This window comes from Pseudothermotoga elfii DSM 9442 = NBRC 107921, assembly GCF_000504085.1.
Classification (GTDB): domain Bacteria; phylum Thermotogota; class Thermotogae; order Thermotogales; family DSM-5069; genus Pseudothermotoga_B; species Pseudothermotoga_B elfii.
The window spans coordinates 1,997,172-2,014,480 of record NC_022792.1 but is presented as its reverse complement, the minus strand read 5'-3'; the positions used below and the strand labels follow the sequence as shown (position 1 = coordinate 2,014,480).

The 17,309-nt window shown below is 39.5% G+C and carries 18 protein-coding genes and 1 tRNA gene; 11 read left to right on the top strand and 8 right to left on the bottom strand.

Features of this window, described 5'->3' with window-relative positions; all coding sequences use genetic code 11:
• Positions 1-83 precede the first annotated feature (83 nt).
• Both rbsK and TEL01S_RS09845 read left to right on the top strand, forming a co-directional pair.
• A complete protein-coding gene (gene rbsK, locus TEL01S_RS09850; protein ID WP_028843652.1) occupies positions 84-1,010 on the top strand; it encodes a ribokinase in 927 nt (308 codons plus the stop codon).
• Positions 964-2,166: a tetratricopeptide repeat protein gene (locus TEL01S_RS09845; protein ID WP_144313097.1), complete on the top strand. Its 1,203-nt coding sequence runs from the start codon at positions 964-966 to the stop codon at positions 2,164-2,166. The genes rbsK and TEL01S_RS09845 overlap by 47 nt, the downstream gene beginning before the upstream one ends.
• 2 nt (positions 2,167-2,168) lie before the next feature.
• On the opposite strand, the gene TEL01S_RS09840 is transcribed toward TEL01S_RS09845, so the two are convergent.
• Positions 2,169-3,584, bottom strand: a complete 1,416-nt coding sequence (locus TEL01S_RS09840; protein WP_028843654.1) for an MATE family efflux transporter — start codon at positions 3,582-3,584, stop codon at positions 2,169-2,171.
• Positions 3,585-3,704: 120 nt separating this feature from the next.
• Between TEL01S_RS09840 and TEL01S_RS09835 the strand changes: the two genes are divergently transcribed.
• Positions 3,705-4,268, top strand: coding sequence for a class I SAM-dependent methyltransferase (locus tag TEL01S_RS09835; RefSeq protein WP_012003932.1), 564 nt, complete (start codon positions 3,705-3,707; stop codon positions 4,266-4,268).
• Positions 4,269-4,272: 4 nt separating this feature from the next.
• Here the strand turns inward: TEL01S_RS09835 and TEL01S_RS09830 are convergent, their stop codons facing one another.
• From TEL01S_RS09830 to TEL01S_RS10785, 5 genes are read right to left on the bottom strand one after another with little or no spacing between them, the layout of a single operon-like run.
• Positions 4,273-5,583 (bottom strand): FliI/YscN family ATPase, encoded by a 1,311-nt coding sequence (locus TEL01S_RS09830; protein ID WP_012003931.1) that lies wholly within the window; start codon positions 5,581-5,583, stop codon positions 4,273-4,275.
• Positions 5,576-6,238, bottom strand: a complete 663-nt coding sequence (locus tag TEL01S_RS09825) for a FliH/SctL family protein (RefSeq protein WP_012003930.1) — start codon at positions 6,236-6,238, stop codon at positions 5,576-5,578. Before TEL01S_RS09825 ends, TEL01S_RS09830 begins: the two co-directional genes overlap by 8 nt.
• Positions 6,235-7,245, bottom strand: coding sequence for a flagellar motor switch protein FliG (fliG, locus tag TEL01S_RS09820; protein ID WP_028843655.1), 1,011 nt, complete (start codon positions 7,243-7,245; stop codon positions 6,235-6,237). The genes TEL01S_RS09825 and fliG overlap by 4 nt, the downstream gene beginning before the upstream one ends.
• Before the next feature lies 1 nt (position 7,246).
• Positions 7,247-8,854 carry a flagellar basal-body MS-ring/collar protein FliF gene (gene fliF / locus TEL01S_RS09815; protein ID WP_028843656.1) on the bottom strand — a complete coding sequence of 536 codons (1,608 nt, stop codon included), beginning with the start codon at positions 8,852-8,854 and terminating at the stop codon, positions 7,247-7,249.
• A gap of 24 nt (positions 8,855-8,878) precedes the next feature.
• Positions 8,879-9,772 (bottom strand): lytic transglycosylase domain-containing protein, encoded by an 894-nt coding sequence (locus tag TEL01S_RS10785; protein WP_012003927.1) that lies wholly within the window; start codon positions 9,770-9,772, stop codon positions 8,879-8,881.
• A gap of 50 nt (positions 9,773-9,822) precedes the next feature.
• Between TEL01S_RS10785 and TEL01S_RS09805 the strand changes: the two genes are divergently transcribed.
• Genes TEL01S_RS09805 through rsfS form a run of 5 tightly spaced genes read left to right on the top strand, consistent with a single transcriptional unit; the run spans position 9,823 to position 13,654 of the window.
• Complete coding sequence (locus TEL01S_RS09805; protein ID WP_232504389.1) at positions 9,823-10,356, top strand: DUF177 domain-containing protein; 534 nt, start codon at positions 9,823-9,825, stop codon at positions 10,354-10,356.
• A gap of 4 nt (positions 10,357-10,360) precedes the next feature.
• Positions 10,361-10,543, top strand: a complete 183-nt coding sequence (rpmF, locus tag TEL01S_RS09800) for a 50S ribosomal protein L32 (protein ID WP_012003925.1) — start codon at positions 10,361-10,363, stop codon at positions 10,541-10,543.
• A gap of 4 nt (positions 10,544-10,547) precedes the next feature.
• Positions 10,548-11,534 (top strand): phosphate acyltransferase PlsX, encoded by a 987-nt coding sequence (plsX, locus tag TEL01S_RS09795; RefSeq protein ID WP_012003924.1) that lies wholly within the window; start codon positions 10,548-10,550, stop codon positions 11,532-11,534.
• Complete coding sequence (gene glmS, locus TEL01S_RS09790) at positions 11,506-13,323, top strand: glutamine--fructose-6-phosphate transaminase (isomerizing) (RefSeq protein ID WP_012003923.1); 1,818 nt, start codon at positions 11,506-11,508, stop codon at positions 13,321-13,323. The genes plsX and glmS overlap by 29 nt, the downstream gene beginning before the upstream one ends.
• Positions 13,324-13,327: 4 nt before the next feature.
• On the top strand, positions 13,328-13,654 hold the full coding sequence (rsfS, locus tag TEL01S_RS09785) for a ribosome silencing factor (protein WP_028843658.1): 327 nt from the start codon (positions 13,328-13,330) through the stop codon (positions 13,652-13,654).
• Here the strand turns inward: rsfS and fba are convergent.
• Positions 13,651-14,580, bottom strand: a complete 930-nt coding sequence (fba, locus tag TEL01S_RS09780; protein WP_012003921.1) for a class II fructose-1,6-bisphosphate aldolase — start codon at positions 14,578-14,580, stop codon at positions 13,651-13,653. The two genes, rsfS and fba, sit on opposite strands and share 4 nt — an antisense overlap.
• Before the next feature lie 31 nt (positions 14,581-14,611).
• Positions 14,612-14,701: transfer RNA gene (locus tag TEL01S_RS09775), tRNA-Ser, on the bottom strand.
• A 48-nt stretch (positions 14,702-14,749) separates the two neighbouring features.
• Between TEL01S_RS09775 and TEL01S_RS10860 the strand changes: the two genes are divergently transcribed.
• From TEL01S_RS10860 to TEL01S_RS09760, 3 genes are all read left to right on the top strand, one after another.
• Positions 14,750-15,931: a glycosyltransferase family 4 protein gene (locus TEL01S_RS10860; RefSeq protein WP_028843659.1), complete on the top strand. Its 1,182-nt coding sequence runs from the start codon at positions 14,750-14,752 to the stop codon at positions 15,929-15,931.
• A gap of 77 nt (positions 15,932-16,008) precedes the next feature.
• Positions 16,009-16,218 carry a hypothetical protein gene (locus TEL01S_RS09765; RefSeq protein WP_028843660.1) on the top strand — a complete coding sequence of 70 codons (210 nt, stop codon included), beginning with the start codon at positions 16,009-16,011 and terminating at the stop codon, positions 16,216-16,218.
• Positions 16,215-17,309: a glycosyltransferase gene (locus TEL01S_RS09760; protein ID WP_081706840.1), complete on the top strand. Its 1,095-nt coding sequence runs from the start codon at positions 16,215-16,217 to the stop codon at positions 17,307-17,309. Before TEL01S_RS09765 ends, TEL01S_RS09760 begins: the two co-directional genes overlap by 4 nt.

Sequence of the window (17,309 nt, the reverse complement as noted above, 5' to 3'; positions counted from 1 at the left end):
TTAGAATTGATCTCAAGAAATATTTAACCACAAACTCGTCCATTCTGTGTTGTTATGTTACACTTTCAACTGGAGGGAAGAATGTGATTGCGGTTATTGGAAGTAACAACGTTGACCTTGTTTTAACAGTAGACCATTTCACAAATCCGGGAGAAACGCAGAGTTGTATTTCTTTCGAGAGATTTTCTGGGGGTAAAGGGGCAAATCAGGCAATTGCGTGCAAAAAATTGGGAGCGACTGTTAGGTTTCTGACATGCGTGGGCGATGATGAAAATGGACAATTTATTTTGCAAAATTTTTCAGAAAATGGTATTGCTGAGTTTGCGGTAAAAGTTCGCTCGCCAAATGGTTTTGCGATGATAGAGGTTACAAAGACTGGTGAAAATCGAATAATAATTTACGCTGGTGCCAATGGTTTTCTGACGCCAGAGACTGTAAGAGAAAACGCGCCAGATCTTCTTGAGGCGAGTGTGCTTTTGTTGCAAAATGAGATTCCTTTCCAGACGAGTTTCGAAGCAGCAAAACTTTTTAAAGCAAATGGCAAGATGGTGATTTTTGATCCAGCACCGGCTCATGGTATAGATAGTTCAATTTTCAAATTTGTTGATATTATTACTCCAAACGAATCCGAACTGATCGCTTTAACACAGATATCCAGTGTGAAAGAAGCAATTGACAGACTTCTCAAAAGCGGCTGTAAAAATGTGCTTTTAAAGATGGGGGAAAAGGGATGTATTTTCAAGGGTGAATACGGTGAATTCTACGTTGAATCTTTTAAAGTCAATGCTGTTGACACAACTGCTGCTGGTGATATTTTTAATGCTGCTTTTGCAGTAGGATTTTGCCGATTTGGGGATATCTACAGAGCTCTGGTTTTTGCGTCTGCTTCGGCAGCGATAAGCGTTACACGCAAAGGTGCACAGAGTTCTATTCCATTTTACGAGGAGGTAGCTGGATTTCTCAATGCAAGAGGGGGGAATAATTTTACAAAGACAGATGAGATTTTATAATCGAATATCCAGATTTATCCTCTTTTCTGTGGTAATTTTATCTATCAATCTGTATGCGGCTATTGATCTGCCTGGAAAGGACCCCGATCAAAGTTGGCAGGAGCTGATAGAGCAGATCAAAAGAAGCCCTGATTCTACGGTGGTTTTATATGAAGGGCCAAAAATATCCGCAAAAAGGCGGCTTGCAGAGTTTGATGACTTAAAACTGGCGGTTATAAATGAGGATATCGACGGGTTTATAAAAAGCCTGTCTGATTCCGTAGATCTTCAAATTGACGCGATTAAAGAGGTATTTCTTATTTTTCCTCAATTTGAAAAATATTCCATGGAGTTTGAAAGTGGTAATTTTGAGACCCTGTATAAAATAAAGAGTTTATGGAAAATAGGAATAAAACTGACAGCACCAGATGGTTTTGGGAAATGGCTGGTAGAGAATTTTCTGAAAGACCCCTATTTTTTTGACTGGAATCTGCTGGGCTTTTTAAAAAATCTTACCAACGCTGATAAAGTAGCTCTGGAAATTGCCGATGTTTGCAATATTTATAAGTATCAAGAGGACCTTTATCCATTCTTGCACAGGCTTTTTGGAATAACTTCTCAGATAGGTAATGTACAACCTTCTTATTTGCAGAACCAGATAGATCTTTATATAAGTTTGCTTACGAGAATAGAAAGATCTGACGGTTTGAGTCTGACGGCAGACCAGCTTTTCCAGATGATTTCCGATTTTGATAATCTCACGATAGAAAAGAATGATCTGAGAAAAAGGCTTTCTTTCTTAATTCAATCTGCTCAACAGACTGGCAAGAAATTCAGCGAAATATCGTCGCGGGATAGTCAAATAGCAGCGCTCTTGAAGAAATCTCACTCAGAAAACCACTCTGGTATGAAAATTCTTATTGCTGGCTTTGTGACGATAATTGTAATTCTGATGGCTTTTGATCGTCTCAGATTGAGGATCTTTATAATACTCGGAGCGAAGAAAGCTGCTATGAAAATTTGCAAAAAGATTTTGCTCAAAGACCCCTCCAATTTGAAAATCCGTTTTTCACTTGCAATGCTCTATGAACAGCTTGGCGATGTTGAGCAGGCACTGAAAGAATACCAGTGTATAAAAGATCTGAGCAGAATGTTTAAAAAGGAGGAAAATGATTGAAGTTAGTTCTGTGGGGGGTCGAATATCTTTGTGCTCGCTTTTATCATGGTTTTTCTCGCAGTTTTTTCCCATCGTCCTGATAAATAGAATGCCATTTTCAAAAGACTTCTGAATCCCATATCAGCCAGCATACCTGTCCAGGCACCGAGCAATCCAAGGTTGAAACGGGAAACCAGTAGATAGCCGAGAGGCAATCTAACGAGCCACATGGATATGGAGGTTATAATCATTGGTAAAGCTGTATTTCCCGTTCCACGAAGCGCGCCATTCATAACGTAATCCAGGGCGAGAAAAACTTGGAACATACCTATGAGTTTTACAGGCAATTCGGCTATTTTGATGATTTCCGCTTCGTTTGTGAAAAGTTCTATCAGCAATTGAGGAAAGAAAAATATGAAAATACCAACACTGACCTGAAAGATTGTTGTGAGAATCCAGCCTTGCCTGACGACTCCCGCAAGCTTTTTAAGATCACCCTGCCCGTTGTACTTACCAACAAGCGCGGTAATAGCAACAGACATTCCCATTCCTGGCATGAAGGAGATAGATTCGATATTTATACCAATCCTATGGCCCGCATAAGCCATCGGGCCTGCCATAAACAATATATTGGCAAATAACAGTAATCCAGTAGAAAACAGAAGATTTTCGCCTGCCGTTGGCAAACCTACGGAGAGGATATTTTTGACAGTTACAAAGTGAAGTTTCTTTCCCTGTTTTTCCCCGGCATACAATCTTCCACTCTTTAGCACAACCATAAAAAGCAGAGCTGCTCCAATAAAGCGTGATATCACTGTAGCAAGTGCTGCACCAGTTGTTCCAAGCTTTGGAAAGCCAAGCCTTCCATAAATCATTCCATAATCGAGAACAACATTTAGTCCATTTGATATAGCTGAAATTATCATTGGGGTTTTCGTATCACCGGATCCCCTCAAAGCTGCTGCCAGTGTACTCATAAGTGACATGCCCATGATACCAAATAGTATGGTTCTGAGATATTGTGTACCAGCTTCAAATACTGCAGGGTCAACATTTGGAAATATTTTGAAAAGATTTGTACTGAAGAATCCAAGTCCCATGAGTACAAATCCCCATATCGCAGCAAGATATATGCCGTTCCAGAGGGTTCTGCCAATTGATAGCCAGCTTCTGGCACCCGTACTGTTAGATATGAGTACAGTAACACCTGTGGAAGCAGCAATGAGAATCACCTGTAAAACGAAAAACAGCTGGTTTGCCAACCCGGCTCCGGTCATTGCCTGCCAGGAAAGATGACCGAGAAATGCTGTATCAACCATTCCAAATAACATTTGCATGGCATTTTCTGCCATAGATGGTAACCCTAAGGATAACAGTTCTCTTCTGATTTTTCCTGTTTCAAGTGAATCTAAATACTGCCTGATCAAAGAGTACTTCAAATTATTTCCTCCAGATCAATAAATAGCATTTTCTCTTTTCAAAAATTAGTTTGCTAAGGTAACTTTTTGCGCCTGTTTAAATCTTCATTGTGTATACTTGTAATTATTGGGAGGATAAAAATGAGCGGATATTATAGTCTTAAAGATCAGCATGTGGAGATCAAATTTGAATCTGAAGATGAAAGAGTTCTCATAATTTGCAGTGGTGGTGAAGATGTATTCACAAAATTGCTGAAAGAAAGGGCGGTATTTATTACTCACGAAGAAGATTTGTTGAAAAGTGCCGATCAAAGATCTTTAAGACTTCTTATGAATCCAACTAAATTGACATTTGCACCTGAGAGTTTTGATACAGTTGTGTGTTTCTTTACGTTCTTTTATTTTCCAAAGTATAAAGCGATTTTTGAAAATGTAAATCGGGTTTTGAAAAGGTGGGGTAAGTTACTTGTGTGGGATGTTACGATACCTAAGAAAGTCAGCCATAAGAGTTTTTTTGCTGTTCCGCTTCTAATAGATGATGGACTGGAAATGGTTAAAGTGGTGAATGTAACCAAATGGAAATTCGAGCAAAGTTCTGGTATGATCAAAAAAATAGCAAGAGAAAGTGGGTTTAAACTTGTAAAGGAACAAACATTCAACCAGGTTTTTCACCTGGAATTTTCCAAAATTTCCGACATGAAATAATTTTCTATCTGTTAGCAAGCTTTAAAAGTTCGGCCACGGTGTCTTTATAATCAGGTTTTTCATCTATTCTTTGTTTGAGAAAGCTGTTTATGGGATCTATCATTTTTATTGCTCTGTCTATCTGTGGATTCGATCCTGGTTTATAAGCCCCTACATCGATGAGATCTTTTGCTTCATAATAAGTTGCCATTAAATTGCGAAGATTTCTGCTTGCCTCAAGGTGATCATGACCAACGATATCCACCATCAATCTGCTTACACTTGCAAGTACATCTATGGCTGGATAGTGATTCAATTCAGATAGTCTTCTTGAGAGCATAATATGACCATCTACAACGCTTCTGACAGTGTCCGAGATTGGTTCATTAAAGTCATCCGCCTCGACAAGCACTGTGTATATAGCAGTGATGCTACCTTTGTCCGAATTTCCCGCTCTTTCCAGAATGCCAGGAATTCCAGCAAACACACTTGGTGGATAACCTCTGGCTGTTGGAGGTTCCCCTATTGCAAGACCTATCTCTCGCTGGGCCATTGCCCAGCGGGTTAGAGAGTCAACCATTAGCAGAACATCGTACCCAAGATCCCGGAAGTATTCGGCGATACTTGTAGCAGTATAGAGTGCTTTTGAACGCATCAGAGCAGGTTGATCGGATGTTGAAACGACAACTATTGATTTTTCAATTCCCTTAGCGAGGTCTTTTTCGATAAATTCTCTTACCTCTCTGCCTCTTTCGCCAATAAGGGCTATTACGTTAACATCTGCTACAGTGTTTCTGGCAATCATGCCAAGTAACGTGCTTTTACCAACACCGCTGCCGGCAAAAATGCCAATTCTCTGACCTTTTCCTATTGTTATAAATCCATCTATAGCTCGAACTCCAACTGGTAAAGGAGCAGTGATCCTCGATCTTTTCAATGGATGAGGCGCACTATTTATTAGAGGGTATCTGTGCTTAGCTATAAGCGGCTTTCCATCTATTGGCCTTCCCAATCCATCGACAATTCTGCCTTTCATATCCTCTGATACTCCTACATCTAAGCGCCTGTTAGTTTTGTAGACAAACGTGCCATGCTTGGCGCCCGATAGATCTTCGAGCGGCATCAAGAGAACCTTCCCATCTCTGAAACCAACGACCTCGCAGAGAGGTTTTTTGCCGTCCAGATTCAATTTGCAAAGTTCTCCCAGAAAAGCGTCTGGTCCGGTTGATTCGACAGTGAGGCCAATTATTCGGTTAACTCTCCCATTCATCTTGAGGAAATCTTCTCTCTCGATCCTGCTTTTCAAAAGTTCCAGAATCTGCAGGATATCATTCATGCCCGAAGACCTCCTCAATTAATTCCTCCACTATCTCTATAGCGTAACTCTTGGTACCGTTTATGAGGCCAAGCTCTGTTTCTACAATAATTTCCCCTTCTGTTAAAGCATCGGACTTGCTGATCTCTATACCAGCAGATTTGAATTTTTCCACAATTTCTGGATAATTTTCAAAATCCGAGAAATTCATGGTCACCTTCACATTGTTCATGCTGGCAATTTTCGAAAGAATATACTCGAGTTTTCTTTGATAATCTATTTTGTCTATTTCTTTGTAAGCTATTTTCTCTATCAGAACACGTACAACTTCTAAAAGTTTTTGAAGAATATCCTGCGTTTTCGCCATCAACTGATCATGAAAATCGTGCATGATCTTTTCAACGCTGCTGACCTTATTTTCAGCTGTTTTTTGCAAATTCTCAGCCTGTTTCTTTGCGTCTTCAACTATCTGAGCTGCTTTCATTTGCGCTTCATTCAGGATTTTTTCAGCTTCTAATTGAGTCTTTTGAAGCAACTCCTTAGCTTCCAGCTCCACTTTGCGAAGTCTTTCTTGAGCCTTCTCAGATATTTTTGATATGTCGTCTATTTTTTCTCGTTCCGGTTTACTGATAACACATGGTACATCAACGAAAAGTTCGCGCTTTTTTATTATCACACTATTAATTCTTCACCTCCGCCCTTGGCAATAATTATCTCGCCAGCTTCTTCCAGCCTTCGTACAACATTTATTATCTTCTGCTGAGCCTCCTCAACGTCTTTTATTCTGACTGGCCCCATGTATTCAAGCTCATCTTGCAACAGTTGTGCAGCTCTTTTGGAGATATTTCTGAATATTTTCTCTTTTACTTCTTCTGATGCTCCTTTCAGAGCAAGTGCCAGATCCCTTGTTTCCACTTCGCGCAATATCAACTGTACAGATCTGTCATCTAACTTTGCCAAATCTTCAAATACGAACATTCTTCTACGTATCTCTTCAGCAAGTTCTGGTGAATCGTATCCGAGTTTTTCCATGATTTTTTTCTCGGATGAACGATCAAGGCTGTTCATGATTTCTGCGGCTGTATCGACTCCTCCAACCTGGCTGAAACTCTGACTTACGAACCCGGAAAGCTTTCTCTCCAGATTCTTCTCTATCTCTCTGATAACTTCTGGAGAAGATCGCTCCAAGAGGGCTATTCTTTTAACAACTTCAACTTGAAGGTCTTCAGAAAGTGAGGAAAGAATCTTGCCGGATAGCTGTGGTTCCAAATAGCTTAGAATTAGCGCTACCGTTTGTGGATGCTCATTTTGTAGAAAATTCACAAGCTGAATTGGATCTGTTTGTCTGAGAAAGTCAAATGGTTTCACCTGAAGGTTTGAAATAAGTCTCTCTATGATTTTCATAGCTTTCTCTGGTCCAAAAGCTTTTTGCAGCACTTCTTTTGCATATTCTATACCACCCTGAGAAATCATTTCTCGGGCGCGGGCAATATCCTGAAACTCTGACAAGACAGTTTTTTTCTCTTCTTCACTTACTTTACCAACATTTGCGATTTCCACTGTAAGCTGCTCAACGTCATTTTCGTCGAGGTGTTTCAGTACAGAAGCAGCTTTCTCAGGTCCGAGCATAACCAGGAGTATCGCCGCTTTCCTTCTTCCTGTTATTTGTTCTTTCTCTGCCATGTTACATCCCTCTTTCTACAAGCCAGAGCTTTATTATGTTTGCTACTTCTTCTGGGGATTCTCGGTATATCTTTTCAAGATTTTCTTTCAATTCAAGCAATGCTTGCTGCTCTGGCGTGAGAGGAACCTCTTCTTCTTCTTCGAACACTTTTTTCAGCTCTTCTTCCATCTTCAGTTTTCTTTCTTCTATTAATCGTCTGCTTCTTATCCTCCTGAACTGAATTATCATGAGATAAAATAGCATGAATCCAAGTGCAAATAAGAGACTAACGCCCGTGACCATCATGGTAAACCTGCGTTTTCTCTCTATTTCTGATAGACTTTTTTGATATTCCTCTTCGAAAGTTCTATCGAATGGCAGGAACGCAACAGAGACCGCCAAATTTGGGTCACTTGAATTAGCACCGATACCTTTTTCAACAAGGTCTGACACAATGTTTGCCCATCTTTCTCTTTCTGCCTCATCGAAATTTTGGAACACAGATGACGAAGCATCTATTATTACAGAGAGACTCAGGGTATCTATTTCACCTTCTTTGTTTTGGACAACATTTTCGACAACAGTGTTCAGTTCGTAATTTGTTATTGTGTGACTCCGTTCATATGTTGATGTGCCTTGAGAAGTTGTAGTAGGATATGTAGGTGGTATATTAGAATCAGTACCAACTGCTCCACCTGTTGCAGGCAAATTTGCACTTTTTTCAGATTCCTGTTCCTGACTTCTAACAATTCCTCCCTGCCTTGTTGCAGGCTCATATTTTGTCAACTGCCTTTCGACTCTTTCCCAGTTGAGTTTAATATCCGGTATTACCTCGACTCTGCTCGGGCCAAAGACTGATTCGAGAGTTTGCTTTATCTTTTTCTGATAATATGATTCAAGACTCATTTTCAACTCTGCTCGGTTAGAAGCAAGCAACATATCTTGAGAAGCTGTAACTTTATCACTCAATACACGGGACATTTGATCTATCACCTTAACATTTTCAAGTTTCATGCCCTCCACAGCACCAGCCACAAGTTCCATTATTCCTTTAATTTGATTTTGTGAGAGGTCTTGGCCTGGTTGCAGAACAACCAGCACAGATGCCTTTGGTTCAGCCATCTCACCCCGGACATAATATGTATATTTTGGTAGAGTCAGGTGTACCCGGGCAGATCTGACACCACTTATAGTCATGATACTGCGCTCAAGTTCTCCCTGAAGGGCAACCTGGTAACGAACCTGCTTATCAAAACTTGTTGCTCCAAAGCTTTGTTGATCAAGTATTTCAAAACCTTTCGTTGTAGCTCCCAGAACCCCCATGGAGGCAAGCCTCATTCTTAATTCATAAACATTGTACTTATCTGAAACAAGCACTCTTCCAGGTTCTACTTTATACTCCACTCCCATTGTTTCAAGTTGCTGTATCAGATAGCCGGATTGCTCATCAGTCAGACCACTTACCAGGAGCGTGTATCTTGGAGCAGCAACAAAAATTATTGTCAGAATGCCTACGATTATTATTGATACAGCTATACCTGAGAAAAGTATTTTGTTACCTCTCGGTAGACCTTTCCATTTTTCATAGAATCCTTTTAGATACTCTTGAATTTTTTTCAAAAATTCCAACAGTATCACTCCTAATCTATTTAATTATTTTATCACCCCTAAGTGTAATCCTTCAGAGGACCAACCAGCCGAAAAAATTACCTGCCATAATTTAAATTTGATTGAGATATCGAAGTAATTTGAGTTTAATAGTAATTCTACACCAAAATTTGGTAACTTTGTGTATGAAATGCCGGCAACAAGTTCGAGGTTTTTTTCCCCAAATATGAGGGAGAGCGAGTGAGATATTCTTGGATAAGCAAAAAAGTAATGCGAAAATTCGCCTGCTGATATATCGAATCCACCCTGAAAATCAACGATGCCAAGAAATGAGTTGACAAAGTTCAATCCTGCTGACAGATCATTGAGTTCCTTGCCAACACTTATGTGTGGCTGAAGATAAAAAACATCTCTGATAAAAACCTGGTTATCTTTAAATTTTTTCGATTCCTCTATAACCTTTTGAGAATATTTTCTGCCTTCTTCAGATGGTCCATAGAGTGAAACCTTGCTTGGGCCTTCATAATACGCTGAAAGCGCGTAATCTATTTTTCCAAATCTTTCTTGAAGTTTGTTAAGATAAAGTTTTGCTCCATCCAGCGCCTGAAACGGATTGAATGCATTCAAAACTCCCAGCTCATAAGCTGTAGATGGCATCATCTGAGTTAAACCCATGGCACCTTTCTCTGACACAGCATGTATAAAAAAAGCTGATTCAACTGATATCAGTCCTTTCAGGATGCTTGAATCATCTCCTTGATCTATCAGAAGATCGATAGGTACAGAACTGTAAAAAAATGGTTGAAAAATGGACAATTGCAGCTTATTGGTGTACAATTCTATGGAAAAGTGTGTTTTTGGATCTGTCAGCAAAAACAAAGGGTCTGCAAAAAGCAGGCAGTTGATTGCTATATTTATAATCAACAGGATTTTTCTCATCAAATCGCCCTTTTTACATTATACAGGATTGAGGTGATCTCTTGAACTGGGTGATTGACACTGAAATTTTGAGCCAGGAGCGAAGGATTTTTATTGAAGGATTTTATGAAGCAGATTATGTTGATTTGCACAGTTACAGGTGCAAAGTGCTTGAACCAGTAAAGGTAAAGATTGTTGCGGTGGTTGCTAAGGAAGGAATAGCGGTTGGTGGATATGTGAAAACGACCATAGAACATCCGTGTGACAGATGCTTAAAACCTGTTCATCTTGCTATAAATGGAACGATAGAGGCGCTTTATAAACCAATCGATGAAGCACCAGAGGAGCGAGAAGAAGAATTACAATCTTTGAGAAACGTGATATACTATTCTTCTGGTAGAATAGATTTAACTGACCGCATACTGGAAGCAATAGTAATGGATGTGCCTATGAGAGTCCTGTGCAATGAAAATTGCAAGGGGTTATGTCCGCGTTGTGGAGCTGATTTGAATGAAAATACTGATCATTCATGCGAGGAACAGTCTATAGATCCAAGATTGGGCAAGTTGTTGATATTAAAGAAAAGTATACATAAGGAGGGTTAACGAAATGGCTGTACCAAAACAAAAGCGCTCAAGATCAAGAACGCACACAAAAAGAGCAAAAATTTACAGAACAGTTAGTGTTCCCATCAGCAAATGTCCAAATTGTGGCCAACCTAAATTGCCACATAGAGTTTGCCTTCACTGCGGTTATTATAACGGAAAGCAAATTTTGGAAATAGCAGAGTGAGGCAATGATTCGTGTTGCAATTGATTTGATGGGAGGCGACAGGGCACCCGGGGAAATTCTTGAGGGTGCCAGGTTGTTTTCCAGAAAAGACTGCAAGCTGTTTCTTGTTGGAACAAAAGAAGCCTTAGCAAACGCAACCGGTTTTGAAAAGGTTGAGGTTAGTGATTTCTTGCCTATGGATGTGAAACCTACGGAAATCCTCAGAAGAAAAACCTCCTCAATGTATATCGGGTTAAAGTTACTCAAAGAGGGCGCAGTAGATGTGTTTATCAGTGCTGGAAATACAGGAGCTCTTCTGGCAGGAGCGACGTTTATTCTTGGAAGAATTCACGGAGTAGAAAGACCTGCTTTGGCTGTTCCTGTACCATCTTTAAATGGTTTTACTGTGTTGATTGATGCTGGAGCAAATGTTCGTTCAAGACCTGAACATCTGGTGGACTTTGCTGTGATGGGACTATCATACGCGAAGGTGCTTGGAAGAGAAAAACCCTCTATAGGTCTTTTGAATGTTGGAGAAGAGGAAACGAAAGGCGACGAAACCACAAGAGAGACTTACGAGCTTTTAAAGAGGTATTTTCCAGATTTTTTCATTGGGAATGTAGAAGGTCATGATTTGAATACAGGAAAAGCGGATGTGGTTGTTACGGAAGGGTTTTCGGGAAATGTCGCGATGAAAACCATGGAAGGAACAGCAAAAATGATACTGGACACACTGAAATCAGAAGTTAAAAAAGCTGGTTTCGTTCAAAAAATAGGCGCTCTATTGATGAAAAAGGTTTTCTCAAGCCTTAAAAAAGCGCTTGATCCGCGTAGTTATGGTGGTGCTTTTATTCTGGGTGTAAATGGACTTGTTGTCAAGGCACATGGCTCCTCTGATAGATTAGCAATTCAAAACGCTCTCGAAGTTGCCCGTGTTGGCGCAGAGATGAAAATTGTTGAATCCATAGAAGGAGAGATAAAGCGTGTGCGGGATAGTGGGGCTGATCGGTGAAAATATAAAAGTAATTGACCTCATAGAAGCTCTTGAAAAACTTGAATACCGCGGATATGATTCTGCTGGGATCGCGTTTTTAAAAGATGGTGTAATTCAATTAGCAAAGGCGAAGGGAAAAGTCAAAGTATTGAAGGACCATCTCCAATCAGTTTTAAAAGAACACACAGAGAATGGTATTGCTCATACCAGATGGGCAACGCACGGGGAACCGAACGACATCAACGCACATCCTCATATTGATTGCACAGGTAAAATATCAGTGGTTCACAATGGAATAATTGAGAATTTTCGGTCATTAAAAGTTCGTCTCCAGGAGTTAGGACACAACTTTGTCTCCGAAACAGATACTGAGATTATTCCTCATCTAATAGAAGAATATTACAATGGTGATCTACTTGAAGCAGTCAGAAAAACTGTTCTGAAGCTTGAAGGAAGTTATGCAATAGCAGTAATTCACTCAGATCACCCAGATGTTATAATTGGTGCCCGTAAGGGAAGCCCTCTGGTCGTGGGAAAAGGCGATTCGGTTGTTGGTCTTGCATCTGATGTTACGCCTCTGTTGAAATTCATGAAAGATGTTATCTTTCTTGAAGATGGAGAGATAGCCCTGCTCAGAAAAAATGAATTGAGAATTTTCGGCACTGATGGTATTGAACATAATTGCAAGCCTGTTGAGATAACATGGTCTTATGAAGATGCGCAGAAATCTGGTTATAAACATTTCATGCTAAAAGAGATTTTTGAAGAACCTTCATGTATTGTTTCGGTATTGACCGGTCGAATAAAAGATGGCAGAGTTGTTCTTCAGGAACTTGAGCCATTTGAAGTATCTTTAAAAGAATTGCAGACGTTGAAAGTTGTTGCTTGTGGTACAAGCTCTCATGCGGCACTTGTTTTTAAATATTTTCTGGAAAACATGAGCGATGTTACCGTTGATGTAGATGTGTCTTCAGAATTCAGGTACAAAAAGCCGCATATAAAACCAGGTTCTATTATGGTTGCAATATCGCAATCAGGTGAAACGGCGGACACTCTCGAATCTGTTCGACTTGCAAAAAAGTATGGTGCAAAGATCATATCTGTGACAAATGTTCTGGGTTCAACTTTAACGCGCGAATCTGACATTGTTTTATATTTAAATGCGGGTCCAGAGATAAGTGTCGCCGCTACTAAATCATATGTTGCGCAACTTGTAATGCTTTATTTGCTTGCAATTAAGATAATTCAGTCAAAGGAATCCACAGGAAAACGGGATTTTGTTGACAAACTTTTGAGATTGCCAGAGGTTTTTGAGAACTCTTTAAAAGGAGCCGAATCTATACACGCTATAGCGAAGAAATACAAAGATTTCAAACATTTTATGTATATTGGAAGAGGATATGGATATCCAACAGCCCTTGAAGGAGCTTTAAAATTGAAGGAAATAAGTTATATTCACGCTACGGCATATCCTGCTGGTGAGCTCAAACATGGACCAATAGCTATGCTCGGGCCAGATTTTCCTGTGTTTTCGATCATTCCGTATGATTCTCTGTTTCAGAAAATGAAGAGTAATGTAATAGAGTGCAAATCAAGAAATGCGAAAATATTAGCGGTGACAAACGACGAGAACTATGAATTAAAGGAACTTGCGGATGATCTTATCTATGTCAATACAAGTGATGAGCAGCTTTATCCAGTTCTGATGACACCAGCAATTCAACTTTTTGCTTACTTTGTGGCAGACGAACTTGGACTGGATCCTGATAAACCGAGAAATCTTGCAAAAAGCGTGACTGTGGAGTGATTATGTGGAGATTTTGAAAAAGTTGCTTCAGCTAATGAACGAAAAAGAAGCTATAGAGCCAGTAGTGCTTGATATGTCAAATACCCCCTTGCCGACAGAATATTTTGTCATAGTAACTGCCAACTCTCAAACGCACATGGGTACTTTGAGAGATGCAGTGGTGGAGTTTTTTGTAAACAATAAATATCCGTTGATTTACTTTGACAAGGGTGGAGGGTATGACTGGCTATTGATAGATGCTGGTAATATAGTGGTACACATTTTTACCGCACGTGGCCGTGATTTCTACGATCTGGAGGGTCTTTGGAGTGATGCAGCCAGGCTTGATTAAGCCTGGCCACTGCAACCAAGTACATTTCTCATTTTATGCTTTACCAGTTTTTTAACGGCTTCTCTTGCAGGACCAAGGTATTTTCGTGGATCGAATTCCTCCGGATGAAGTGCAAATATTTCACGTATTGTGGCTGTTACTGCGAGTCGCAAGTCTGTATCGATGTTGACTTTGCACACCCCCATTGTTGTTGCTTTACGAATCATATCTTCTGGCACACCCTGAGCACCTGAGAGTTTTCCACCATACTGATTTGCTTTTTGCACGAACTCCTGTAGAACGCTTGAAGCTCCATGAAGTACTAACGGGAAATTAGGTAGTCTTTTTGCTATTTCGTGTAGTCTTTCAAAATCAAGTTTGGGTTCACCCTTGAATTTATATGCTCCGTGGCTTGTACCTATTGCAATCGCAAGTGAGTCCACTCCAGTTCTTTCAACGAACTCAACGGCCTTGTCTGGATCTGTATAACTTGCTTCTTTCTCACTCACGACCACATGTTCTTCGACACCCACAAGTCTTCCTAATTCGCCCTCCACAACCACGCCGCGTGGATGTGCGTAGTCAACCACTTGCTTCGTTAATTTTACATTTTCCTCAAATGGTAGATGTGATCCATCGATCATAACAGATGTGAAGCCAGCATCAATAACAGTTTTACATAGTTCAAAGGAATCTCCATGGTCCAGATGAACACACACAGGAACGTCCGGGGCATCTTCAACAGCGGCTTCGATAAGTTTCATCAAATAAACTTGTTTCGCATATTTTCTTGCACCTGCTGAAATTTGTAAAATCAGAGGCGCTTTTTCCTCTTTTGCAGCTTCAATGACTCCTTGAAGTATCTCCATGTTATTTACGTTGAAAGCTCCTATGGCATATTTTCCGTAGGCTTTCTTGAACATTTCCTTAGAGCTTACAAGTGGCATCTTAAGACCTCCCATGGTAGGATAGAAAAGGTGGCGGAGGCGGTGGGACTCGAACCCACACGGGGGCTTCACCCCCACCGATTTTCAAGACCGGCTCCTTAGCCAATTCGGACACGCCTCCGAAATTTTATTATACTTGAATAAGAGTATTTTTTCAAGGTGGGCTTATATGAAAGTTCTTCACATTACCAATACTTATAACAATGAAATACTCAAAGATAATCCTGTGATCAGAAAGATCATATCGGAGCTGAGTATGTACGGTATAGAACAAACAGTTATCATACCTGTGAAACGTTTATTTTCAGGAAAAGGAGAATACATTTTTAAAAGAAATCACATACAAGAGCACGTAGTTCCTGTTTGGGGATTGCCTTATGGTTTGCTTATAGACCTTAAATTGTGTCTTTCTGCCAAAAAGATTTTCAAATATGCTCCTCCGGATTGCGATTTGATTCACGCACATTCTTTCATATCTGACGGATACATAGCTTATAGATTATCGAAATCCCTTGGCAAACCTTTAATTGTGAGCATAACTGCTACAGATGTATGTGAGCAATTATTATTTTATCCACATCTAAGAATCCTGGCAAGAAAAATATACGATCAGGCGAGTTCTGTGATTTCTATGAGTGAAGCTCTTAGATCGAGATTTCTAAAACTTCTCAGAATAAAAGACGATGCCAAGACGAGAGTAATACCGAGCGGGATAGAGAAAGAAAGGTTTGAAAATTCATCATTTAAAAAACCTGATGCAAGAAAGTTCCAGTTGATTTTTGTCGGCAGGCTTGTAAAGCTGAAAAATCTCAAAAGGACAATTATTGCTGTAAAAGAGTTAATTTGCGAAGGGAACGAGCTGGAATTTAAAATAATAGGTGATGGTCCTATGGAAAAGCAGCTGATAGATATAGTTTATGATCTTGGTTTACAAAATCATGTGAAATTTCTGGGTAAACTTGATAATGATCAAGTTTATCAGAAAATAAAGGAATCTCACTCTCTTATAATGTGCAGTGTCAGAGAAACCTTCGGCCTGGTTTACATAGAGGCTCTGTCGCAGTATCGGCCAGTAATATATTCGAAGGGAGTGGGGGTTGATGGCCTTTTCGAAAAAGAAGTTGGTATTGGATGTGATCCAAAAAGCATAGAATCCATAAAAATGGCAATAAAAGAAATAATGGATCATTATGAGTATTATCTCGAACAGGTGATTTCTTTTAATCAGGAAGACTATGTGAACTTCACCTTAGAAAATACTGCCAGGTTGTATTACAAATTATATTTGGAAACGATAGGGCAAACGGCAAACAATATCAGGAAGGAGCTCAAAAAGGGTTTTTCGATGTAAGAGAATATTGTTTATGGAGAGCAGGGTATAAATCTGAATTATCTGGCAAGAAAGGTATTCATAGAAGGTTTGATAAAGTGAGGTACAAAAATCAAATTGGCACAATTTATGGTTTGAGTTCTGGGTATTTTGATATACGTACATTGAGTGGGGAAAAAATACACTCATCAGCAAAATATCAAGACTTAAAGGTTATTGAAAGAGCAAAGACGTTAATATTGGAAAGGAGGAATCAGCGCACTTTTCTTCATCTTAAAGAAGGTGGAGTTTCCTGCGCTGGTTTATGATGAAAATATTCATAGTTGGTTATGAACATCCGTGCGGTGATAAAAGAACTTTGAAAAGCGCATTGAATTTGAGCAAGTTGGGGAAAGTTTATTACCAATATTATGGAAGCTGCGATATGAAAAAATTGAATGATACAGATATAGAACTCATTGAGTTTGAAAAGCTACCTCCATCGAGGAATATTCTGAAATGGTTCAAAAAGTGGAAGAATTTTGATGAAAGGCTGTTTAATAGGATTCTGGAGGTCAATCCGGATGTGGTGTATTTTCATTATTTGCCTTTTACAGGATCTGGAATGATAAAAAGACTGAAGCAGTTGGGTAAGAAAATATTTTTCGAAATCCATGAAATTATTCCAGAGCAATTCATGGGAAAATATGCAATTTTTAGTCCTGTTAAGTCTTTAATTTGGAAGGAGTTTTCAACTTCTATAAGATTATCAGATGGTGTTATCTGTATTTCTGAAGATATAGCCATGTATGTCTTTGACCGATGTGGTATTCAGAAAGAGTTTTTTATTCTACCCAACATGGCTCTTATGGAAATTGAGTCAAATGCAAAAAGCAAAGAAATCGTCCTTGTAGGCAAAGACAGCAGGGAACTGTTCTACGAAAAAGAAATACTCAGAAAATTGATAGATAGTGGCTTCAGATTTAAAGTAATAGGTTTAAAGTCAGATCTCTTTAAGGATATCCCGTATGAATACGTACCGTTCTTGCCTTACGATGAAATGATGGAACAGTTATCCAGAGCTTCATTTTCATTGATTTCCTATGGCAATGAAAAAAGCAGGGATTATAAGAATTATGAATTCTCCATGCCAAACAAATTATTTGATTCTATAGCTGCTGGAACACCTGTTATTGTTAGAAGATCTTTTGTCTCCATGGTTAAAATAGTAGAGAGGTTTGGAGTGGGTGTTGTTATAGAACCCAGGGATGTTGAATCATCGGTTGAAAAAATTCTGAAAGCGTATGATGATTATGACAGGATTTTGAGCAATCTTCGAGTGTGCAAAAAGAATTTTGTTTGGAGCGAAGAAAAGGATAAACAATATCTCGAATATGTATCAAAGATTATGGGGGGCTGA